This window comes from Acidobacteriota bacterium (assembly GCA_004299485.1).
GTDB lineage: Bacteria > Acidobacteriota > Terriglobia > Terriglobales > SCQP01 > SCQP01.
Window position 1 is genome coordinate 122,143 of sequence record SCQP01000001.1, and the last position, 22,984, is coordinate 145,126.

Sequence of the window (22,984 nt, forward strand, 5' to 3'; positions counted from 1 at the left end):
ATGAATCGCAATGAGTAACGGGAAACCGGCCCCCGGAGAGTCCCGCCGCGACATCCTGCGCACAGCCGCACGGCTGTTTCAGGAGCGTGGCTATGACGCCACCTCGATGCAGGATATCGCCAGCGCCCTGAATTTCTCCAAGGCGGCGCTCTACCATCACTTTGAGAGCAAGGAACAGATCCTGGTCGAGATCATGACCTACGGCATGGATGTGTTCGAGGAGAAGGTGCTGGCGGAGGTTGCCGGAATCGCCGATCCGGAGCAACGGCTGCGCGCCTGCATCGCGCGGCACGTGGGGCTGGTGCTGAGTGGTCATGACCGCGAAATCACGGTGATCCTGCACGAGAACCGGACGCTGCCGGCGGAAGCGGCGCGCCAGATCAATGCGCGCAAGAAGCATTACATGGTTTATCTCGGAGATCTGGTGGCGGCAGTGCAGAAGCAGCGCGGGCTCAAGAAGCCAGCCGTAGATGCGCATGTGGCGGCGATGGCGCTGCTGGGCATGATGAACTGGATGTACCAGTGGTATCGGGCGGAAGGCGGCGTCAGCGAGCAGGAGATTGCGCGGCAGTACACGGAGATTTTCTTCCGCGGAGCTTTATAGGCAGGTAGCGTCCGGCTAGTCCAGGCGCAGGGCGCGGTTGGGATCGATGTGGACGGCGCGCCGAGCAGGCAGCCAGCAGGCAAAGAAGGCGGCGAGCAGCAGGACCGCGGGGGCGATTAGGAAGCTGGTCGCGTCGAAGCCACCGATGCCGAAGAGCAAGCTGCCCAGACCGCGGCTGAGCAGAGCGGCAACGCCGAGACCGGCGAGGAGACCGGCGGCAATCATGGCCATGCCATTGCCGAACACCAGTCCCATCACGTCGCCGGCGCGGGCGCCGAGCGCCATGCGGATGCCGATTTCGCGGCGCCGCTGGGCCACCGAATACGACATGACGCCATAGGTGCCGACCGCGGCCAACAGCAGTGCCAGAATGCCGAAGACCGCCAGCAGCTCAGCGCCGAGGGCGGGCGCGGCGAGCAGATTGGCTAACTGTTGCGAGATCAGGCGCGTGCGCGGCGGGGGCAGGCTGGCATCCAGGCTGTGGATCACGCCGCGCAGGTCTGCGAGCGCCGCGCTGGGATCACCGTGCGTGCGTACCAGGACGGCGCCGGGACCAGGATGCTGGCGGAAAGCGAAGTACACCTGCGCTTGCGGCGGCTCGCCGAGCGAGGCGTACTTGACCGTGGGAACTTCGCCCACGACGGTCACGTCCCAGGTCTCCTGCAGAAAGCTGAGGTGCTTGCCGACAGGGTTCTGGCCGGGCCAGAGGCGGTGCGCCAAGGCGGTGTTGACCACCGCAACCATGGGGGAAGTGGCGGTATCGTCCGGGCTGATGCCGCGACCGCGCAGGAGGGCCATGCCCATGGTGTGGAAATAACCGGGGCTGACCGCGGTGACGGGCGTGAGCTTGCCGTTGCGGGTATCGGAGGTGTCGACGCCGCCGGGAAAGGTGGTGCGCGCCAGGCCGCCAAACAGGGGCGGCGCATTGGTGACGCTGACGGCGGCCACCTGGGGAAGGGCGGCCAGCCGGGCGCGGGCGTTCTGGTAATACTGGTGGATCTGCTCGGGCGTGTAATGTGCAGCCGCCAGATCGGGGGCGAGGACGACCAGTTGAGCGGCATCGAAGCCGGTACTCACTTTTTGAGCGTTCAGCAGGCTGTGGACAAACAAGCTGGCGCCCACCAGGGCGATCAGCGAAAAAGCGACCTGCACGACGACCAGCAGGCCGCGCAGGCTGTACCAGTGCTGACTGCCGCTGGGGGTCTCGGTGCGATCGCGGAGGGAGGCGAGCGGGGCCGTGCGCGTGGCGCGCAGCGCGGGTGTGAGGCCAAACAGAACCGTAGCGACCAGGGCGACGAGGAAGGTAAACAGCAGCACTGCGGGGCTGAGGGAGGGGTGAAGGTGGTTGCCGAACCCGGCCGGACGCAGCGCCCAAAGCGCATTGCGCGCCAGATAGGCGAAACCGATGCCCACGGCGCCGCCGAGCAGGCCGAGCAGCAGGCATTCGGTCAGAAGCTGCCGCAACAGCCTTCCCCGCCCTGCGCCGAGCGCCAGCCGGACGGCAAACTCACGGCTGCGCTGGGTGGCGCGGACGAGCAACAGGTTGGCCACGTTGGCACAGGCGATCAGCAGCACCAGGCCGGCAATGGCAAACAGCAGTTCGCCGGCGAGCAGAAACGCGGGGCGGGCGTTGGGGTTGACGTTGCTATAGCTCATCGGCACCAGCGTCACCGTGCGGCCGGCATCATCGGTGGGATATTGCTGGGCCAGATGCGCTGCCAACCCCGCCATGGCGGCCTGCGCCTGCTGGAGGGTGACGCCGGGCTTGAGCCGGGCGACCGCGGTGGCAAACAGCGCACGCCGCTGGTTGTACCAATTTTTCAATACGCCGGTCAACACCTGGTCGTGCATGGCCAGGGGTATCCAGACATCCGGGCTGCCGAGGACCCCGACGTTTTGAAAACCACTGGGGGCGATACCGATGACGGTGAAAGGTAGACCGTTCAGGTCCACAGAGCGGCCGATCAGGCCGGGAGCGGCGCCGAATTGGCGGACCCAGAGATTGTGGCTGAGGATAACGACGGGATGAGCACCGGGAACATCGTCTTCGTCGGCGCGGAAATTGCGGCCGGGCGCGATGGACTCACCCAGGAGCGGAAAGAAATTGGCGTTCACCAGGGCGGCATTGAGTTGCTCGGCGTGGCCTTGGGTGGTCCAGGACACGCCCGTGCGCACGTCCATGGACATGGCAGAAAAAACGGTGTTCTCGCGCTGGAGATCGCGCAGATTCACGTAGGAGTTGGGCAGGTAGCCCTGGGCGGCGTTGCGTGTGTCCTGCGTGAAGATCTCGACCGCACGCGAGGGATTCTGCACCGGTACGGGGCGCAGAAACACGGTATTGACGAGCGTAAAGACCGTGGTGTTGACGCCGATGCCGAGTGCCAGGGACAAAATGGCGGCGATGGCAAAACCGGGGCGGTGCCAGAGCAGGCGCGCGCCGCCGCGCATATCCCGAATCCAGGAGGCGGTATCCATGGTTGTCAATCTACTATGGTTGCCGCTCGACGGCAAAAAACGGCCCCGGACGAACCGGGGCCGGCAAGCGTTGAGACTGTCACCAATCAGGGCTGGGGTTACCGCAAGCCGCCACCGGAGCCATTACCGCCGCCCTTCATTTCGGACTGCAGCTTGCGGGCTGCATCCAGATGCTTCTGCAGCACAGGAATGGAGCTCTGGACGACCTGCTTGAGCTGGGGATCGGTGATCTGCGGTTCCAGATGCTGCAAGCGCTTCACCGCCGATTCATGATCCCGGATTTGAGCGGCGACATAGCTGCTGGCCGCCGGCCCGGGTTTTTCCTTGTCCCAGCGCCGATTCTCGCGTTGCTCCTGCTTTTTCATTGCCGAGCTTTCTCGGAGGCTGATCTTGGCCTGATCTGCAGCTTTCTGAAGCTGATCCTGCAGGTTCTTGTGGTCGTTGACCAGATCCTGCGCGTAGCTTTTGACGTTGGGGTTATCGACGTGACCCTGAATCGTCTCGGCGCCGTCGATTTCTGTTTTGTTGATGGAGTTGAGCAGATCCGCGGCACGCTGATCGGCGCTCGCCATGGAACGGGAGGGGTGCGAAGCCGCCTGGCCCTGCTTGGGATGTTGCTGCGCCTGCTGGCCCGCCTGCCCCTGCGCGAGGCAGAACGGTACGGCCGCCATCAGCGCGCCGCTGAGAATGGAAGTTGCTAAGTGCTGGTGAAAGTGCATGGGTAGCCTCCGGAAACTGTGCCCGGTGAGATGGCCAGCCGCGGGCTGCGGATGCATCGGGAGCTCTGGTCAGCGTGGAGGCAGATGGCTCTGGAGGAACGCGAGAATAGGCAAATGTGATAGGAAAAACGGGTCGGCGGGCAAGGACCGCCATTCGGGGCGGCCTTCCCAGCTCGGGCGAGGCTCGCCTTCCGCACAGGCTGTAAACACGCTGATGCGGGAAGGGATATAGGCATGATCGGGATAGGTAAAGAGCCGTTGACAGGAGTGGATGCGCAGGCCGGTTTCTTCGCGCAATTCGCGGCGGAGAGTGTGCTCGGCGCTCTCGCCCGGCCAGGCGGTGCCACCCGGGAAGGCCCAGCCCAGACCATCGTTGCGCCACTGCAGCAGGTAGAGATCGCCACGGCGAATGACGGCTACCGAGCCTGGCAGCTCGCCAAAAATGGGCCAGCGCGCATAACCGGCCACGAAAGCACGGGAGCAACAGCGGAATAAAGTGGCGCTAAATTCCATCGCGCGCGGGCGCCTCAGCCGAAGAGAATGAACTTCAGACCGATAAGGATCTGATTGTCGCCGGGACGGTGAGGGTGGAAACTGACGCGACGGCGGAACTCTAGGTAAGGAATCCAGTCACCGAGCGACCAGCCCACACCGCCGCCGACGGCGGTGTAACCGTGCAAGCCGAGGCCAAAGCGGCGGCCGACCGCAACCTCGCCCAGCACCAGCGGTCCCCAGCTCCCGGCGGGACGAAGCGAGGGAGAAAGCCAGAGCTCGAAGCCAGTGGCGATAGAGCCGCCGTTGTGATGCTGCTGGCGGTCAAAACCAAGCGAGGCCATGTTCCACAGAAACAGGGCGTGCGGCAGCGGTGGCAGCGCGATGGCAATGGAGCCGGCGACACGACCGACGGTATGCGCCTCGCCACGATTGGCATGCACGCCGAAGGAACCGCTGGCGACAATCTGCCCGGGGAGGGCGAGAGTGCAAGCAGCCAGACAGAGTGCGAGCAGGGGAAACCGGAAGCGCATAGCTTCATCGTAGCTGACTGAAAGTCTCCAACTGCACTGACTCACCAGGTTTGAGATAGGATTTGCGCCGGAACCAGTCTTCCAGCGCGGTCCGCAAGGCCTCCCTGGGGACCTGGGCGCCGGCCTCGAGCAGACCTTCACCCGCCGGCAGTGTGTCGTCGAAGCGGCTCTCGCCGGTGAAGCTGCGCATGGCGAAACTGTCAAGATAGCGCAAGGGGCAAGGGCGTGCCCCGGCGGGGCCAGCCAGGAGGACTTTGAGCTTCTGGGCGTACATCGGCGCTAGCCCAGCTTCTTTTTCAAGAGCTCATTCACCAGGGCGGGCGCGGCCTGGCCGCGCGAGGCTTTCATGACCTGGCCGACAAAAAAGGCCAGTAGCGACGTTTTGCCGGCACGGTACTGGGCCACTTGCTGGGGATGGGCGGCGACGACCCCGTCGATGATTTTGTCGAGGGCCCCGGTATCGGAAATTTGCTTCATGCCCATGGATTCGACCAGCTTGCGCGGCGGCTCGTGCTGGGCGAGCATGGCGGCAAAGACATCCTTGGCCATCTTGCCGGAGATGGCGCCTTCGTCGATCAGGGCCACCAATTCGGCGATATGCGCGGGTGGGATACCGACGGTTTCTGGCCCGGTGTTGACCGATTTGGCGTAAGCGAGAAGGTCGCCCATGATCCAATTCGCCACGGCCTTGGGATTGGGTGAACCGCTGGCGGCCTGTTCAAAGTAGCGGGCAAGGGCGCGGCTGGCGGTCAGCACCTGCGCGTCATAGACGGAAAGGCCATAGGTGGCCTGGAGGCGTTCACGCAGGGCCTGGGGCAGCTCGGGCAGGTCCGCCTCGACGCGGGCGCGCCAGGCGTCACTCACGATGAGGGGCGCGAGATCGGGCTCGGGGAAATAGCGGTAGTCATGGGCGTGCTCTTTGGAGCGCATGGAAGCCGTGCGATTTTCGGCGACCTGAAAGAGGCGGGTTTCCTGCCCGATGCGGCCACCCGTGTCGAGTACCTCGGCCTGGCGTTCAATTTCGTACTCGAGCGCGCGCTGGAGATAGCGGAAGGAATTGAGGTTTTTAACTTCGACTTTGGTGCCGAACTGCGCCTGGCCGCGCGGCCGGATGCTGACGTTGGCGTCGCAGCGCAGGCTGCCCTCCTCCATGTTGCAATCCGAGACTTCGAGGTAAAGCATGATCTCCTTGAGACGGGTGAGATACTCGAAGGCTTCCTCGGGTGAGCGCATGTCAGGTTCAGAGACGATTTCGACCAGGGGCACGCCGGCACGATTCAGATCGACATAGGAGTGCTTGTCGGAGCCGGGAAGGCCCTCGTGGATGTTTTTGCCGGCGTCTTCTTCGAGATGCAGGCGGGTGATGCCGATGCGCTTGCCCAAAACGTCGAGCCCACCGTGTTCGGCCAGCGGCAGGTCGTACTGACTGATCTGGTAGCCCTTGGGCAGGTCGGGATAGAAGTAGTTCTTGCGCGCGAAGATCGAGCGCGCATTGACGGTAGCGTTGAGGCCGCGCGCGGCGCGCATGGCTTTGTCGACGGCGGCGCGGTTCAGAACCGGCAGCGCACCGGGAAGGCCGAGGCAAACGGGGCAAGTGAGGCTGTTGGGTGGGGCGCCAAAACGGTTGGCGCAACCGCAGAAAATTTTGGAGGCAGTATTAAGCTGGACGTGAACTTCCAGTCCAATGACCGGCTCGTAACGCTCCAGAGCCGAGCTGGAAGCGGCGGATGCGGAGGGGACAGGCATACGAGTCTATTTTAGCGAACGCACGTATGCGCCGGCGCTTATCAGCAGTCGGCTGTCAGCAATCAGCGATCGGCAATCAGCTAGGGGAGGAATCCGCAGGCGCGAGACGGATGGCCGGGCGGCTGCACGCAGGCCGACGCTAGGCGCCGGCGCGCTTACGCGCGCCGAGGCCGATCCAGCGCTCACAGGCGACGATGGAGTTGGCGGGCTGGGAGGGGTCGAACATGACCTGGACGGGGAGGCCGGGAATCCAGCTTTGAGGGTCGATCTCGCGCGGGACCAGATAGAGCGGCTGCGAGACTTCGTAGGTGACGCCACCAACTTCGTAGCGATAGATGAGAGTGGGGGGCTGGTTTTCACCAGCTTCGGCGGGAGCGGAAACCATGTCCAGGATTTCTCCGGCGGTGATGCGACCGATGGCGTGGACGTGCAGGCGGCGGGCGCACTCGATCTGCTCGGGCGTGAGGCGGCGGTGAAAGAGCAGCCACGACGCGACTCCGGCGACGATGACGACACCGGCGGCGATCGCGACGGGAACGGCGTAGCTGGGGATGGTCATGCTGACGGCGCGGCAGCCACGGAGTTTTCCAGGCTGCCCACGCCGCTAATCGTAACGCGAACGCGATCTCCGGGCGACAGTTTGCTGACGCCGGAGGGGGTGCCGGTGGCCAGCACGTCACCGGGCTCGAGGGTCATGACGGCCGTAACGGCGGCAAGCAGGCGCGGCAGCGGGAACATGAAATCGCGGGTGTTGCCGTGCTGCAGCAGCTCGCCATTGACGCGGGTTTCGATCTCGAGGCCGTCCCAGGGGCGGTCGCCTTCCCGCGGCGCTTCGCTGACCCAGGGGCCAATGGGGCAGAAAGTGTCGAAGCCCTTGGCGCGGGTAAAGACCGGATCGGACTTTTGCAGATCGCGGGCGGTGACGTCGTTGAGGCAGGTGTAGCCAAGGATGTAGGGGCGCGGATCGGCGCTGGCAGAAAAATGGGAACAGCGGCGGCGGATGACCAGCGCCAGCTCGCCTTCGTACTCAACATGCTGCGACAGCACCGGCAGCAGGATGGTGCCACCGGGGGCAAGGAGCGCGGAAGGCGGCTTGAGGAAGAAGAGCGGCTCTTTTGGGACCTCGTTGCCGAGCTCGCGGGCGTGGGCGCTGAAGTTGCGGCCAATGCAGACGATTTTGCTGGGATCGCAGGGCGCCAGCAGCGGGGTCACGGAGAGCGGAAGGCGCTCGCGGCCGGCGACCGGCCGGCAGCCGTCCTCAAAGGGAGTGCCGGCGTAAGCCTGAATGTAGTCGCATTGCGCTTCGTGACGCAATTGGCCCCAGCAGATCTGTCCCTCCTGCAGGAATCGTACCCAAGGCATGTGCTTGCTCTTTCCTAGTTTGGATTTCCGCCGCCGCCGGGCTTCTTTTTCGGCTTCTCCGGCTGCTTCTTGTCCTGCGGCAGTGTCTTCACCGACAGGATACGCGAGGAGGCGCCAAAACGCTTGTAGTTTGTGAACTGGATCACTTCGCGCATAGGGATGGGGGCCTGACCCTGACCGAAATTCAGCGTGCCTTCCATGCGCTCGTAGGCCGGGAACCAGTACTTGCCATCGACCTCTTTGCGCCAGACGGTGAAGGGCAGGTAAATATTGGTGGGATTACCGTGCTTGTCGTACTTGTTGGGCACAACCCGGCCAATGCTCTTCACGATGCCCAGGGTCTGATCGTCGACGAAAATAATGCCGTCGAAGTAGCGCTGGCCCTTGACGAGCTTTTTGGGCTGGACACGGAACACGTAGGCGGTAATTTCACCCACGGGCTGGTGATCCAGGTAGCTGATGTTGTAGTCCGGGAGCCGGTCGACGGGGAAGGTGTACATGTTCATGTTGAACATGTCGGTGAGGTCGCCCTCATCGAGGCCAAAGGCGGTGAGACTCGGCTGCGGGCAGTAGGTGCAGACAATCTGGCGGCCGCTGCCGGGGGTGTAAACGATATTGTTGGTCTGCTGGTAGGCGCCGCTGGGGCTGCCGTCGCTATCCAACTGTTGCACCAGGATGGACTCGGTGTAGGTGTAGTTATTGGCCAGCAGTTGCATGAAGGTCGCTTCGTTGGTGGTGAAGGACTGGATGATATTTTGAATCCGGGTTGGCGGCGGATCCGCCAGACGTTTATTGGCGGGCGCCAGCGTCCATTCGGGTTGGTTCGCGGTGGGACTCGGCGTAGCGCCGAGCACGAAAGTGCCGTCGGAATTTTGCTGCTGCGCGCCGGCGCCTGCCACCAGCAACAAGGCAATCGCAGCGGCCGCACCTGCTTGCCACGCCCTCGATACCATAGGAACCTCTTAAGGTAATTGTACCTGTGCGTCCGCCGGAGCTGCCGGACCTATAATCAGGGAAAGATTGGACTCTCTATGCCCTCCTTGTTCCGGCGTGCGTGCCTGGTGTTTCCGCTACTGTTTCTCGGGTTGCTGAGCGCCGCCTGGGCGGGCGATAAGGCAACCTACATCCGGCCCATCGTCAAGAACGTGCCGGCGGCGAGCGTACACCAGATTGTGATCGAGAACCTGGTGGGGCCGATCAGCGTCGAAACCAGTCCTGGGGACTCGATTTCGGTGGTGGTGCTGGTGCATTCCGCCGGTGCCGACGCCACGTTTGCGCAGGCGTTGTCGCAGCAGCTCACCTTCGCGATTAACAACATCAACGGCCAATTGCGGATCATCGGCAACTATCCGCTCGATCATTTCCGGAACTATGGCTACCCGAAGATGAAAAGCGTCATCGGGATTCACGGCACCGACAGCAATATCTACCAGGGCAAAAAGGTATTCATTCGCGACGCCGGCAGCAGCAAGGCGGTGGTGCTGTGGGCGGAAATCCGGCTCACGACGCCGCCCAATGTGGCCGTCGTGATCCGGAATATCTACGGCAACCTGGCGCTGCATGGCGGAAATCCGGCGCCGGGCGGGGCCGCCGTGGATGCCTTCACCGACGTGGGCGATATTGACGTGTACCGGCCGCAGTGGCTGTCACTAAAACTGCAGAACGACTACGGCTCGGTGAAATTCACCGACGGCTTGGGCGTGACGCGCGACATTCACATCAAGACCGATGTGGGCGGCACCTACCTGGCCTTGCTGCCGAACGCGGACCCGGTGATCGTGGCGCATAAGGACCTGGGCTTCCTGCACAACGACGTGACGGACGCCAGCTTCAGCAAGGACGCGCAAGGGGATTCGGTGCTGAAGATGGGCGACGGTAAAGGCGCCACGGTCACGATTGATATGAGCGTCGGCAGCCTTCACCTGTCCAAAGCCGGGCAGAGCTGAGACTCCAGGACGGTGCTAATCTGCGAATAGCCAGGGGACGGCCCCCTCGCGAGGCCAGACCATGTCCAGCAGTGTTGGACCCGAAGCGAGCGCCAGGCGCGTTGTCATCGACTGCGATGGCTCTTCCGGACTGAATTTCGCCCACAACCCGGCGCGGCAGGCGGCTGTCCACGTCACCCTGCCCGACAAAAACCACGACCACTGGGCCGGACTGCAACCGGCAGGTTTCCCCGGCGCGTATGTGCTGGGAGACGATGCCAATATCCGCGCAATCGCGATCGTCCGACGGGCGGGCAAATTCTGTTCTCGAATGGGGCTGGAACTACCTTGGTGAGGAAAGGAGACCCTCATGGCAACAATGATCAGCAAAGGGACCCTGAAACAGTACACGGGCTTTGATGGGCAATACATCGGCGGCTCGTGGCGGCTGGGGCGGCAGGGCGAAAAAGAAATCGACACCGATCCGTACACGGGAGAGACGCTCGCAGAGATCGCCATGGCGAACTACAGCGATCTCGACGAGGCCTACCAGTCGGCCGCCAAAGCGCAGGTCGCCTGGGCGGCGCGGCTGCCGGCGGAGCGGGCGGCAGTCATGATCCGCTCGCTGCAGATCATGGAAGCGCGCCACGAGGAGATCGTGGAGTGGCTGATCCGGGAATCGGGCAGCACGCGCAACAAGGCGGAGTTGGAGTGGCAGTTTGTTCACGCCATCACTCTCGAAGCCTCGTCGTTTCCGCACCGCGCCGAGGGCCGCATTCTCCCGCTCGATGAGCCGGGGAAGGAGAGCCGGGCTTACCGCCAGCCGCTGGGTGTGATCGGTGTGATCAGCCCGTGGAATTTCCCCATGTATTTATCGCATCGCTCAGTGGGTCCGGCGCTGGCGCTGGGCAATGGGGTGGTTCTCAAGCCTGCCGAAGATACGCCCGTCACCGGTGGGCTGTTGCTCGCGAAGATCTACGAGGAGGCCGGCCTGCCGCCGGGCCTGTTCAACGTGGTGATCGGCCCCATCGCCGAGATCGGCGATCCGTTCACGCTCCATCCGATTCCCAGACTCATTTCGTTCACGGGCTCGACGCGGGTGGGCCGGCACATCGGAGGGCTGGCCATGAGTGGTCCGCAGATGAAGCGGGTGGCTCTGGAACTCGGCGGGAACGCGCCCTGCGTCATCCTGGACGATGCCGACGTGGAGCGCGCGGTGAAGGCCACGGTGGTCGGCCGATTTTTGCATCAAGGGCAAATCTGCATGAGTACGAACCGCATCATCGTCGACGCCAAGATACACGACGAATTCGTGGAGCGGTTTACGGCACACGTGAAAGGCCTGAAGTATGGAGATCCTCACGATCCCGCCGTCTCGATCGGCCCCATCATCAACCAAAAGCAACTGAAAGGATTCCTGGCGCACATCGAGGGCGCGCGCGCCGCTGGGGCGCGTCAGGTCGTGGGCGGAGATCCCCAGGGCCAGGTGCTTCCGCCGCACGTCTTTGTAGACGTGAAAAACGATATGCAGGTCGCCCAGGACGAAACTTTCGGCCCGGTGGCGCCCATCATCAAAGTGAACGGAGATGCGGAAGCGTTACGGGCGGCGAACGGAACCCCATTTGGACTTTCCAGTGCGGTATTCACGCGCGATAAAGAACGCGGGGTGCGGTTCGCGCTGGGGATACAGGCCGGGATGACGCACGTCAACGATCACAGCGTCGACGACACCTCGACCGGTCCGTTTGGAGGCGAGAAGAACAGCGGGATCGGACGGTTTGGAGGCGAATGGATCCTGCACGAGTTCACAAGAGATCACTGGGTGACCCTGCGGCACACAGAAGGGATTTATCCGTTCTAGCACGTAGACGACTGCGCCGGCCGGCGTCTGTCAGTAATGCAGGCGCCAGCGGAGCTGGACGTAAAACTGGCGCGGGTACTGCCAGTGCGTGCCACCGAAGGTGTTGCTGTTGTCGAGCAGGTAGCGGGCATTGGCGAGGTTGGTGAAGTTCAGACTGGCCGAAAGGCTCTCGCCGAATTGCTTGCCCATGGAAAGGCCAACCAGGGAGTTGGGCGGCAGGTGTGCCGGACCATCGCCATCCAGAAAACCGGAGCCGTAGGTGTAGACCACCGAGGCCCAGCTCTGCCAAGGCAGGTTGGTGGTGAGCACTGCATTTAAAGTGTTGCGCTGATCGTGGTCGAGGAGGAACCAGCCCGCAGGGGCGAACTTGATGAGTCCGCCAGTGACCGGGCCGCGGGCGCGGGCAATCTGATTGGAGTAGGCCACACGCAGGCGGGCGCGATGGGCGATCTCGGGCGAGCGGAGGGTGACCTCGTTGCCGATGACGCGGGCGGCCGCGTCGGTGAGCGGAAGGAAAATGTCGGAACTTTCGAGCTCGTCGTGATCAAGGAAATGGGAAGCGTCGGTGCGGAAATGGTCGAAGTTCACGAACCAGCCGTGCAGCGGAACGCTTAAGCCGGCGTCCCATTGCTTGTCGCGCTCGCCTTGGAGCGGAACGAAGGCAAAGCCCTGCTGGAGAGTGAAGTTCAGCAGCGGGCCGGAAATGGTGTCGAGCGGCGGCTGCTGGTAATACTGCGCATAGTAGCCGTGCAGGGTGACCTGCGGGCCGCGGCGCCAGCTTGGCAACAGAAGCGAAGCCCCGACGCGGGGATCGGCTGCGGTTTCGGTGACCAGGCCACTGTAGCGGGTGAGGTGAACGCCGCCGTTCAGGCCCAGCCAGGGGGTGGCGTGCCAGCTATCTTCAAGGAAAGCGGCTTCGGAATCTGCAGAAGGGGTGAAGCGCTGCGCGCTGACCGCCGAGCCTGGATTGGCGCGCAGATTGAATAAGGTATCGTCGTGCTCGCCCCAGACTTCAAAGCCGCTGGTAAGAGTTTGGGCGCCTAAGGGGATGATAAGGCTGGTGAGATCGCCGTAGTAGAGCGAGCGGCGGTTGTCATTCAGGACAAACGGCGTGTCGGACGGCCCGCCGACGAAATTGGCGCGATTGAAGTGATAAAAGGGCGAGCTGGTGAGCACGATGCCGCGGGGCGACGTGTGGGTCCAGATCATGCCGATGAGAGTGTCGCGCTCGAGGTCACGATCGGCGATGCCAGAGGCCTGCTGCGCAGGCGTGTTGGGGATTTGGTAGTTGTCGCCACGCAGCGAGGCGAGGACGTGGAGCTGATCCTCGTCAGAGGCGTTATAGGTGACCGAAAGCAGGGCGCCGAGGCCGGCGGTATTGTCGTGCAGCACCTCCGGCGAAGGTGCGTAAAGGCCAAGCTGGGAGAAGTTGCCATCCAGGCTGGCGTAATACGCCGCCCTCTGCGTGTGGCTGCCGAAACTGAGCTGGTCATGGGTCTGGCCGAAGTTGCCGGCCGAGGCGGTGAGCTCGGCCTGGTTGTTGAGGTTGAAGCCGGAAGGCGTCATGGCGTCAAAAAAGCCGTAGCCGCGGCCGCCGTACTCGGCCGAGTAGCCACCGGTCTGCACCTGAAGTGAGGAAATATTGCCGGGATCGACGACCGGACCGACGTTGCTGGCGATGTTGGTATTGAGCACCGGAATGCCGTCGAGAAACCAGGATTCCTGGTGGCCGCCGCGCACGTGCAGCATGTTATGGACGACGTAGGCGCCGGGAACGAAGTCGGTAATCATGGCGAGGCTGTTGGCGCGATCGGCGCCGGGCGCGCGCTGGATTTGCAGGGCGGTGACGGTGGTTTGCGAGGTCGAGGTCTCACGGTTCAGTTGCACCGCTTTCGCCGAGACGGTAACCTGCTGCGACTGCGATTGGACGGCAAGCTCGAGGTGAAACACCGGGTTGCCGCTGGCGGTGACGGTGATCGACAGGCGCTTGGCGGCGAAGCCCTTGGAGGTTCCGACTAACGTATAGCCACCGGGGGCAACCGAGTCGAAGCTGAACTCGCCATTATCGTTGGTCGTAGTGGCACGGGCGGCGCTAGGGGATTCCAGCAGTACGGTGGCGTGCGCGACGGGACGATGTTCAGGATCGTGGACGATGCCTTGCATAGTGATCGACTGTGCCCAGATAGAAAACGGCAAGCTCAGGAATAACAGCACTAACGGAAATAACCGCACGGATGCCCCCTTCTTTTATTGACGCGGGTGCGCTTGACAGCGCAGGAGCCAAAGTGAAATTCAGGGAAGGAGCAAGCTAAGCGAGCGGAATGTGGAAGATGGAGGGGGCAAAGCCGAAGAGATCGGCAGCGCCGAGGACGAACTGGAAACCGCGAGCGGAATGAATCGATGCGAGCCGCTGGACGGCGGTGGGCGGGTAGAGCGGAACCGAAGGCGCGGCCATCAACAAGGGTGCGGGGGCAACCGTGTGGCAGGATGCCTGCATATGGCAGTTGGCCATGTCCGGCATGGACGCTGCCTGGGACATGGGGCAGGCGTGCATCCACCAGCAGCAAATGGGGCGGCCGGCAATGCTATTGGCAAGGCTGAACACAGGCGCCAGCGCTAGCACTACCAGGGCCGCGATTTGAAGGGACCGCCTCACCCTTCAGTATGAGCGCGGGAGGACCGCAAAGGTTACGAAAACCAGCTACACTGGGAGTAACAAACGTGCGCTGCGCCACGGAATTCGTGTGCGTGGCGCTTCGCGTATACGAGGCATTCATGAAAACCGAATCATTCCTGCGGGTAGCACGAAGCGGAGGCAGGGCGCGCGTGGACGCAGGGCAATCGTTTCAACCGGGCGAAGTCCTGCTGGTCCTCCAGGGCAAGGTAGCGGAGCAACCCGACCGCTATTCGGTCCAGATCGGGGTGGACAAGCACTTAATGCCCGACGGCGAGGGCTGCGTCTGGATGTTCCTGAATCACTCCTGTGAGCCCAATGCAGCGGTAATGGGACGGAAACTGGTGGCCATCCGGGCGATTACCAGCGGCGAAGAGGTCACGTTCAACTACAACTGCAACGAATATGCGATGGATTCGCCCTTCCGCTGCCGCTGTGGGCATTGCGGGGGCGTACAGGTTCGCGGCTACCGGTATTTGAGCGCGGCCGAGCGCGTGAAGCTGGCGCCGTACGTGGCCGCGCACGTGCGCCGGGAGCAGCCCGAAGCGACCGGGGCCACTCTGGCTACCCATGCCTGATCAGGAGCCACGACTCCTTCACGACATTTTTAACCGCATTGCGGACCAGCATGGGGACCGAATCGCGGTGGAGACGCCTCCCGAGGAAGCCGGAGGCAATCGGGTTTCGGTTACCTATCGCGAGTTGCGCGAGCAGGCGACCGCACTGGCAGCGCGGATTGCGGACTGCGCGGGCGCCGATGAGATAGTCGCGGTGCTGCTGGCGCGCAACGATCCATGCCTGTACGCGGCACAACTGGGCGTTTTGCAAGCGGGTGCGGCGTTTACCTGCCTCGATCCGGCGTTTCCGGACGCCCATATTGCCGCAGTGGCTGGGAACGCGGCGGCGATTATTACGGACGCCGGCGGACGGGAGCGGCTGGCGCGGCTGAGCACGAGTCTGCCGCCCATCGTGGCGGTCGAGGGCGAAGGCGGCCCTGCGGTGATACGGCCTCGGAAGGAAGCCAGCGAGCGCAACCTTGCCTATGTGATCTACACCTCGGGGACGACGGGCAAGCCGAAAGGGGTGATGGTGGAGCACCGGTCGATTGTGAACCTGGTGCTGGCCGACCTCGATTATTTCAACTTGCAGCCGGGCACGCGGGTGGCGCAGTGCTCGTCGCCCGCGTATGACTCCTCGATCGAGGAGACCTGGCTGGCGCTGGCGGCGGGTGCGACGCTGGTTCTGCTGGACGATACGACCATCCGGCTGGGGCCGGATTTGCCGGCGTGGCTGCGGCGCGAACGGATCAACGTGCTTTGCCCCCCGCCGACGCTGCTGCGGGCCATGGGCTGCCAGCGTCCGGACAAGGAATTGCCAGAACTGGAACTGCTGTACGTCGGCGGCGAGGCGCTACCGCAGGACATCGCTGACCGCTGGGCGCGCGGACGCTGGATGGAAAACGGCTACGGGCCGACCGAATGCACGGTGACGTCGGTGCGGGCCCAGGTGCGGCCGGGCGAAGAGGTTGTTATCGGGCGGCCGGTAGCGAACTGCACGGCAGTTGTGCTGAACGAAGCCGGAGAGGAGGCGCCGGAGGGCGAGGCGGGCGAGTTGTGCCTGGGCGGCGCGTGCCTGGCGCGTGGCTACCGCGATCTGCCCGAACTTACGGCGGAGAAATTCATTGAGCACGTGCAATTCGGGCGGATTTATCGCACCGGCGACCGTGCACGCCGGCGGGCAGACGGCATGCTGGAATGCCTGGGGCGGATCGATGCGCAGACAAAGCTCCGCGGCTACCGGATCGAGCTGGAAGCCATTGAAGCCGTGCTGGGGCGCTGCGCCGGCGTGCGCGCCGCAGCCTGCAAAATACAGGGCAACACGATTGCGGCGTTCCTTGTGCCGGAAAAAGCCGGCGTGCCGCCGGCAGCCCAGGCGCTGCGGCAGGCGGTCGCGGCGGAATTACCGGCGTATATGGTTCCGGGGCGGTTCGCATTTCTGAGTGCACTACCGACGACGGCTGGGGGCAAGCTGGACCGCGCGCAACTGCCGGATGCGGAGATCGCGGCGGGCGGGTCCAAACAGACGGTGCAACCGGGGAATGCGCGGGAGCGAGCGGCGGCGGAGGCGTTTGCGGCGGCACTGCAGCAGCCCGAAGGCGTAGGCCTCGACGAGGACTTTTTTCTCGACCTGGGCGGGGATTCGCTCACCGCAGTAGATTGCATTGTGCGGCTGCGCACAGACGGCTGGAAGGCTACGGTGCGGGATCTTTACGCGGCGCGGAGCGTAGCCGCACTGGCGCGACGGATGACAGCGGCCGAGCCCGGAGATACGGTTGAGCCGGCGGTTTCGGGGGAAGCGCCTGCGCCGGGCGCGACGGTCGGGCCGGTGCTGTGCACACTCATGCAGGCGGTTTGGATTCTGGCAGAACTGGTGGTGGTCAGCGCCTTGGGCTACTGGGCCATGTTCACCGCGCTGCCGTGGTTGTTCGAGCGCTGGCCGTTGTGGGAAGGCTTACTGCTGGCGGGCGTGGCGAGCGCCGCCGGCGCGCTGCTGTATGTGCCGCTGAGTGTGTGGGCGACGGCAGGGGTGAAGAAACTGCTGATCGGCGCGTACCGGCCCTTGCGTACGCCAATGTGGAGCGGGTATTACCTGCGGCACTGGATGGTGACGCAGGCGGCGCGCAATATTCCCTGGGGCATGTTGCAGGGCACGAGCGTGCAGGCGTGGGCGTTGCGGCGGCTGGGTGCGCGCGTGGGGCAGAGGGTCTATATTCATCGCGGCGTGACCTTAGCGCGTGGCGGCTGGGATTTGTTGAGCATCGGAAATGGCGCGACGCTGTGTCAGGGAGCCGAGCTGGGGCTGGCTGATCTGGAGGCGGGTGAGCTGGAGATCGGCAGCATCACGATCGGCGCGGATGCCACGCTGGAGACGCGCGCGGGCATGGACCCGGGGACGAGCGTGGGCGATGGCGCATCGCTGGGACCGCTGAGCTGGCTGCCGGCCGGAAGCGGCGTGCCGGCAGGGGAGCGCTGGGAAGGGACGCCGGCGGGGCGGGTGGGGAGAACGGGGGAAGCCCCGGAGGTTACAGGTGGGGAGTTGCCGCCGTTTGCACATGCCGTGCTGGTAATGGCCGGCCGCACCGCAAGGGTGCTGGCCAGCGCATTACCGCTGGTGATCGTCGCGGCGCTGCTGCCGGCGGCAGACGCCACGCGGCTGACGGACTGGATTTATGCGCCGCGCTTCGATGCGCCGTGGATTGCGGCAGCGGTAGGCATCGCAGCCGTGGCGCTGGTGCTAACGCTAGCGGCGCGCGCGCTGGCGGCACGGTGGCTGGGACGGCTGCCGCGTGGTCCGGTGAGCCTCTGGAGTTGGAGTGCGATCCGGCTGCATGCGACCGGACGGCTGCTCGAAGAGTCAGGACGATGGCTGGCGGGGACTCTCTTCTGGCCGCTGTGGCTGCGAGCGGCGGGGATGGGCGTGGGGCGGCGCTGCGAGATCAGCTCCATCCTCGATGTCGTGCCCGCAGCCGTGACGGTAGGCGATGCGTGCTTTTTCGCCGATGGCATTTATCTGGCGGGTCCGCGGCGGCATCGCGGCACGCTGACGATTCCGCGAACCTATCTGAGGGCGCGAACCTTCATCGGCAACCACGCCGTGATTCCTGCCGGTTACGAGTGGCCGGAGGCGATGTTTATCGGCGTGGCGACGGTGCCGGATGCGGCGCAGGTACGGCCGGACACAGCCTGGTTCGGGCAGCCGCCGATGGAGCTGCCGCGGCGCCCAGCGGTCGTCGACCCGCGATTCAGCGTCGCGCCCGGGCCGCTGCGTTTTGCCACGCGCGTGTTCTGGGAGGTGGCGCGGTTCGGGCTGCCGGCGCTGCCGCTGCTGCTGGCCGCGGGATGGGTTGCGGCCCTGGACAGCGTGAGTGGCGGGGCATGGCTGCTGGCATGTGGAATTTCGCCGGCACTGTCGGTGGCGATGGCGCTCGCGGCGATGGCGGCCGTGTGCGCGGCGAAGTGGGGATTGCTGGGGCGCGTGAAACCGGGCACGCGGCAGTTCTGGTCGTGTTGGTGCGGCCGCTGGGACATTCTTTACATGGCTTGGGAGTATTGGGGCCAGCCAGTGCTGGCGCCGCTCGAAGGAACGCTGCTGCTAAACCAGTTCCTGCGGCGGATGGGCATGCGGATCGGACGGCGGGTGGCGCTCGGACCGGGCTTTGCGCAGGTCGTGGATCCCGACATGTTGCATTTTGAGGACGGCGCGACCGTGAACGGCAATATGCAGTCGCATACGTTCGAGGACCGGCTGCTCAAGATGGACACCGTCCGGGTGGGGCGCCGCGCGACCGTGGGCGACGGCGCGGTGGTGCTCTATGGCGCGAGCATCGGCACGGGGGCGCGGGTGCAGCCCCACGCGGTCATGATGAAGTACGACGAAGTGCCTCCGGCCGCGGTCTTCGGCGGCGCTCCGGCGCGGCCGATGGAAGCCAAGGTTACTCTCGAGGCCATGTCGGGCATCTCATCCTAGATGCCAAACAAAACCACCGTTCGCAAAGCTAAGCAGAACCTGCGCGCGGGTAAAAAGCCCTCGACCGCGGCGGGCGAGTTCGTGCATCAGGAAATCGAGCACGTGCGCCACGGCCAGCACGGTGCGCGCTCGCCCCAGCAGGCCATCGCCATTGGACTGAACGAAGCGCGCCGCGCCGGCATTCCGCTGAAACCGCCGAAACGCGGCAAAACGTCGGACAAAACGCGCCAGAGCGCCGAGCGCGCCTACAAGGAAGGCCAGAGCCAGCCCGGTAAGAAGGCGTCGCTCAAGCGATCGCGGGCGCGCGAGCGTGCGCTGCAACGCGAGCCCAAAAACACGGCCTCGCACAAGGCCCTCTCGAAGCAGGCGCGCTCGGCCGCACTTCGGCGCAAAAAGGCTGCCTGAGCGGTATTACGCCGCGCGCGGGGCGGAGGCGTGGGAGGAGGGTTCCGAGATAGCCGCCACGTTGGCGCTTCTACCCCGAGACCAGTATGATGGCTGCTATGGCGGCGGTTCCCAGTCCCCTGGCGATGCAGGCTGCCGCGCTCTACCTGCGCGCCTATCTCCCGCCGACGCGGCTGGTCACAATGCCCGGGCTTCCCGCTCTGAAGCTGGAATGCGAACTGCCTACCGGCAGTTTCAAGCCGCGGGGCGCCCTGTTTTCGCTCTCTCGGCGGCTGAAGATGGGACCGGTCAGGGAAGTGATCGCCTCCAGTACGGGCAATCACGGCGCGGCAGTGGCGTGGGCAGCGAAAACGTTAGGCGTGCCGGCGACCATCTTTTTGCCCGCACATCCCAATCCGGTCAAACGCGACAACATTCGCGGTTTAGGTGCGCGCCTCGTCGAGGTCGCAGCGCCCGATATTTCCGGTGCCGCCGAAGCCGCCACGGAATACGCCCGGCGCGACGGCGTCTTTTACCTGAATGATGCCAGCGATCCTGACGTTCCTGCCGGCACGGCGACAATTGGCCTGGAAATGCTTGATCAGATGCCGGATATCGAAGCCGTTTTTGTTCCCATGGGCGACACAGCGCTGATCCGTGGAGTCGCCGCAGCCATTAAGCATCGGAAGCCGGGAGTCCGCATTACCGGCGTGCAGGCCGAGCGGGCGCCCTCGTATGCCCTGTCATGGAGAGCAGGCCATCCCATCGGCACCGACCGCTGCGACACCAGCGCCGGAGGCCTCGCTACACGCACGCCTCTACCGGAGAACGTGACCGCCATTCGTATGCTGGTCGACGACGTGCGGCTGGTGTCCGAGCCGGCCATGCTTGCCGCCGTGCGTGTGCTCCACGCGCGCGCGGGCGTGCTGGCGGAGTTGTCTGGCGCGGCGGCGATGGCAGCATTTTTGCAGCAACCGGTTTCACGCGCCGCGGCGCTGGTCACCGGGGCCAATATCGCGCCGGAAATCCGCAGCCGGGCGGGGCTCTAAAGGTGACTCGCCAGAACCCGGTGTTGGAACCGCGCTGGTAAGCCTGCTATGCTCGCCATACGCCCGGGGTGAAATATGCCGCTGCAGGATCTAAAGGTCGCCGCGCGCACGCTGCGCAAAAATCCGGTCTTTACACTCGCCGCGGTGGTGACTATCGCGCTCGGCATCGGCGCCAGCACCGCCATCTTCAGTGTCACCAACGCCGTCCTGCTGCGGCCGCTGCCGTATAAGAACCCGGCGCAGTTGGTGGTTGCCTGCATGGACCTGCAGGCGCGCCACGTCCGCGACTTTCCTTTTTCCAACGAAGACTTTATTGACATGCGCGATCAGACGACGAGCGCCTTTCAGGGCTTCGCGGGCGTCTTCACGGGGCGCGCGATCCTGCCGGCGCTCGACGGAACGCCTGAACAAGTGCGCATCGCCGTCGTCACCACCAACTTCTTCCGGTTGACGGGCGCTCACCTCGCGCTCGGCCGCGATTTTACCGCCCAGGACGGCCTGCCTCAGCCGCCGCCTCCACCGCCGGGGGCGCAGGGCGCCCCGACGCCGCGCCTGCCCACGATGGCGATTGTGAGCTACAGCTACTTCGAGCGCCGCTTTGGCGGCAATCCGGCGATTCTCGGTCATGTCATGCCCACGCAAGGCGGCCTCAAGCCGGTCATCGTCGGAGTGCTGGCGCCGCACTTCCAGCTCTACTTTCCCCCCGAAGCGCAGGTGCTGCCCGATCCGCAAATCTGGTTCGCCAACCGTCTAAGTTACAACAACCAAAACCGCGATTCAGTTTCGATCCATGCTATTGGGAGGCTGAAGCCAGGCGTCACCTTGCAGCAGGCGCAGGATGCCGTCAGCCGCGTCGCCGCAGTGGCGCGCCAACATTTTCTGATTGAGCGCACCGCCGGCTACGCGATCCGGCTGGAGCCGCTGCTCGGCTACGTGACCTCGCAGGTGCGGCCGGCCATCGAGGCGCTGATGGGCGCAGCCATCTTCCTGCTGCTCATTGCCTGCGCCAACGTCGGCAACCTTCTACTGGTGCGGGCGTCGGTGCGCGAGCGCGAACTGGCGGTGCGGGCCGTGATGGGGGCGAGCCGCTGGCGCCTGATCCGCCAGATGCTGATCGAGGCGCTGCTGCTCGCGGTGCTCGGCGCCGCTGGCGGCCTGTTGTTGGCCTGGGCGGGGATGCACGAACTGCTGGCCATCGCGCCCGCAACCCTGCCTCGCCTGGCGTCGATCCGTATTGACGGCCCGGTGCTGCTATTTACGGCCATCGCGGCCCTGGTGGCGGCTGCAATTTTCGGAACGCTCTCCGCCTGGCGCGCGTCGCGTCCCGAAACTCTCGCCGTGCTCCGCGGCAGCGGCCGCACCGAGGGCCTGACCCACGCGGGCATGACGCGGCGCGTGGTCGCGGTGATCGAGGTGGCGCTGGCATTTGTGCTGCTGATCGGGTCGGGCCTGATGTTCCGTAGTTTTCGCGACCTGGAGCACACGAACCCGGGGTTCGATCCGCAGGGATTGCTGACGTTCCAGATCCTGGGCGGCAGGGGCGGCAATCCCGCCGCGCGCGCCGCCGAAGTGCGCCAAACCGAGCAGGCACTGGAGGCGATTCCCGGCGTCCAAAGCGTCTCCGCCGCGCGCCCGCTGCCGCTGGCCGGCGGGTTTAGCCCGATTCGCTGGGGCAACCTCGATGCGGGCCAAAATGCCAGCCTGTATCAGGCCACCGACTTTCAATTTGTGCTGCCCGGCTACTTCGAAGCCATGCACATACCGTTGCTCGCCGGCCGTACCTTTACCGAAGCCGACAACCAGCCCGGTCGCAACGTTGTGGTCGTAGACCAGGAACTGGCGCACAAAGCGTTTCCGCGTGGCGATGCCATCGGAAAACAAATTTTAATTCGGGTCGCCACGCCCCAGCCCGTCCCCGTCGAAATCATTGGCGTCGTCGCCCACACGCGCGACGAGTCGCTCGCAGTGCCCGGCCGCGAACAGGTGTATTTCACCGACGCCTATGTGGGCTCAGGGGTCGTTAATAATTGGGTGATCCGCGGCACCGGGAATGTGGCGGGCCTAAGCAACGAAGTGCGCGCCACAATCAAACGCCTGAACCCTAATGTACTCGTGACCGGGATTCAGCCGATGGATGCGCTGGTGGCCACAATGCAATCCAGCACGCGTTTCTCACTGCTGCTGATCGGTGTTTTCGCGGTCATCGCGCTGCTGCTCGCTGCGGTCGGTCTCTACGGCGTGCTGGCCACCGCGGTACGGCAACGAACCGCTGAATTCGGCGTGCGCATGGCTCTCGGCTCCGAGCCCGGCGGCATCTTCCGGCTGGTCGTGGGGCAGGGACTGCGCCTGACGGTGACCGGCATCATCGCGGGGCTGGTGGCCGCCGTGGCGCTCACCCGCCTGATCGGCAGTCTGCTCGTTGGTGTTACGCCGACCGATCCGGCAACGTTTGCCGCGATGGTGGTGCTGTTTTTCGTGATTGCCGCCCTCGCTTCGTGGCTGCCAGCCTGGCGCGCCTCGCGGCTCGACCCGAACGCCGCCCTGCGCGAGCAGTAAGGGATCAGCCGCTTTCAGGTGGCCGACACGATGGCCGTGTCGAAGTGCTGCCCGGTGACCTCGCTCAGTTTGGCGAA

Annotated in this window: 20 protein-coding genes; 9 read left to right on the plus strand and 11 right to left on the minus strand. The window is 64.6% G+C overall.

Going from position 1 to position 22,984, the window contains the following annotated elements; all coding sequences use genetic code 11:
* Positions 1-10 precede the first annotated feature (10 nt).
* Complete coding sequence (locus EPN33_00575; GenBank protein ID TAN24297.1) at positions 11-604, plus strand: TetR/AcrR family transcriptional regulator; 594 nt, start codon at positions 11-13, stop codon at positions 602-604.
* Between the two features lie 15 nt (positions 605-619).
* Here the strand turns inward: EPN33_00575 and EPN33_00580 are convergent, their stop codons facing one another.
* The 9 genes from EPN33_00580 to EPN33_00620 form a co-directional block, all read right to left on the minus strand.
* On the minus strand, positions 620-3,079 hold the full coding sequence (locus EPN33_00580) for an ABC transporter permease (protein ID TAN24298.1): 2,460 nt from the start codon (positions 3,077-3,079) through the stop codon (positions 620-622).
* 98 nt (positions 3,080-3,177) lie between these two features.
* On the minus strand, positions 3,178-3,855 hold the full coding sequence (locus tag EPN33_00585; GenBank protein ID TAN24299.1) for a DUF4142 domain-containing protein: 678 nt from the start codon (positions 3,853-3,855) through the stop codon (positions 3,178-3,180).
* Positions 3,856-3,867: 12 nt separating this feature from the next.
* Positions 3,868-4,311, minus strand: coding sequence for an NUDIX domain-containing protein (locus tag EPN33_00590; GenBank protein ID TAN24300.1), 444 nt, complete (start codon positions 4,309-4,311; stop codon positions 3,868-3,870).
* Between the two features lie 14 nt (positions 4,312-4,325).
* Positions 4,326-4,823, minus strand: coding sequence for a hypothetical protein (locus EPN33_00595; GenBank protein ID TAN24301.1), 498 nt, complete (start codon positions 4,821-4,823; stop codon positions 4,326-4,328).
* Positions 4,824-4,827: 4 nt separating this feature from the next.
* Positions 4,828-5,097 carry a hypothetical protein gene (locus EPN33_00600; protein ID TAN24302.1) on the minus strand — a complete coding sequence of 90 codons (270 nt, stop codon included), beginning with the start codon at positions 5,095-5,097 and terminating at the stop codon, positions 4,828-4,830.
* A 5-nt stretch (positions 5,098-5,102) separates the two neighbouring features.
* A complete protein-coding gene (gatB, locus tag EPN33_00605) occupies positions 5,103-6,569 on the minus strand; it encodes an Asp-tRNA(Asn)/Glu-tRNA(Gln) amidotransferase subunit GatB (protein ID TAN24303.1) in 1,467 nt (488 codons plus the stop codon).
* A 139-nt stretch (positions 6,570-6,708) separates the two neighbouring features.
* Positions 6,709-7,128, minus strand: coding sequence for a hypothetical protein (locus EPN33_00610; protein ID TAN24304.1), 420 nt, complete (start codon positions 7,126-7,128; stop codon positions 6,709-6,711).
* Positions 7,125-7,931: a DUF2437 domain-containing protein gene (locus EPN33_00615; protein TAN24305.1), complete on the minus strand. Its 807-nt coding sequence runs from the start codon at positions 7,929-7,931 to the stop codon at positions 7,125-7,127. The genes EPN33_00610 and EPN33_00615 overlap by 4 nt, the downstream gene beginning before the upstream one ends.
* A gap of 14 nt (positions 7,932-7,945) precedes the next feature.
* Complete coding sequence (locus EPN33_00620) at positions 7,946-8,884, minus strand: hypothetical protein (protein TAN24306.1); 939 nt, start codon at positions 8,882-8,884, stop codon at positions 7,946-7,948.
* Between the two features lie 78 nt (positions 8,885-8,962).
* Here EPN33_00620 and EPN33_00625 point away from each other — a divergent pair, with 78 nt between their 5' ends.
* From EPN33_00625 to EPN33_00635, 3 genes are all read left to right on the plus strand, one after another.
* Positions 8,963-9,877, plus strand: coding sequence for a hypothetical protein (locus EPN33_00625; GenBank protein TAN24307.1), 915 nt, complete (start codon positions 8,963-8,965; stop codon positions 9,875-9,877).
* Positions 9,878-9,938: 61 nt separating this feature from the next.
* A complete protein-coding gene (locus EPN33_00630) occupies positions 9,939-10,211 on the plus strand; it encodes a hypothetical protein (protein TAN24308.1) in 273 nt (90 codons plus the stop codon).
* Between the two features lie 15 nt (positions 10,212-10,226).
* Positions 10,227-11,717: an aldehyde dehydrogenase family protein gene (locus EPN33_00635; GenBank protein TAN24309.1), complete on the plus strand. Its 1,491-nt coding sequence runs from the start codon at positions 10,227-10,229 to the stop codon at positions 11,715-11,717.
* Between the two features lie 30 nt (positions 11,718-11,747).
* Here EPN33_00635 and EPN33_00640 read toward each other — a convergent pair whose 3' ends face one another.
* Together EPN33_00640 and EPN33_00645 are read right to left on the minus strand one after the other, a co-directional pair.
* Positions 11,748-13,949: a TonB-dependent receptor gene (locus EPN33_00640; protein TAN24310.1), complete on the minus strand. Its 2,202-nt coding sequence runs from the start codon at positions 13,947-13,949 to the stop codon at positions 11,748-11,750.
* Between the two features lie 76 nt (positions 13,950-14,025).
* The gene (locus EPN33_00645) at positions 14,026-14,373 is read right to left on the minus strand and encodes a hypothetical protein (protein ID TAN24311.1); all 348 of its coding nucleotides are present in this window, start codon (positions 14,371-14,373) and stop codon (positions 14,026-14,028) included.
* Positions 14,374-14,381: 8 nt separating this feature from the next.
* Between EPN33_00645 and EPN33_00650 the strand changes: the two genes are divergently transcribed.
* The 5 genes from EPN33_00650 (at position 14,382) to EPN33_00670 (ending at position 22,907) form a co-directional block, all read left to right on the plus strand.
* Positions 14,382-14,969 carry an SET domain-containing protein gene (locus EPN33_00650; GenBank protein ID TAN24312.1) on the plus strand — a complete coding sequence of 196 codons (588 nt, stop codon included), beginning with the start codon at positions 14,382-14,384 and terminating at the stop codon, positions 14,967-14,969.
* Positions 14,962-18,918, plus strand: coding sequence for an amino acid adenylation domain-containing protein (locus EPN33_00655; GenBank protein TAN24313.1), 3,957 nt, complete (start codon positions 14,962-14,964; stop codon positions 18,916-18,918). The genes EPN33_00650 and EPN33_00655 overlap by 8 nt, the downstream gene beginning before the upstream one ends.
* Positions 18,919-19,323, plus strand: coding sequence for a transcription elongation factor (locus EPN33_00660; protein ID TAN24314.1), 405 nt, complete (start codon positions 18,919-18,921; stop codon positions 19,321-19,323).
* Positions 19,324-19,409: 86 nt separating this feature from the next.
* Entirely contained in the window at positions 19,410-20,351 is a 942-nt protein-coding gene (locus tag EPN33_00665) for a pyridoxal-phosphate dependent enzyme (GenBank protein ID TAN24315.1), read from the plus strand.
* A 75-nt stretch (positions 20,352-20,426) separates the two neighbouring features.
* Entirely contained in the window at positions 20,427-22,907 is a 2,481-nt protein-coding gene (locus EPN33_00670; GenBank protein TAN24316.1) for an ABC transporter permease, read from the plus strand.
* Positions 22,908-22,984 lie beyond the last annotated feature (77 nt).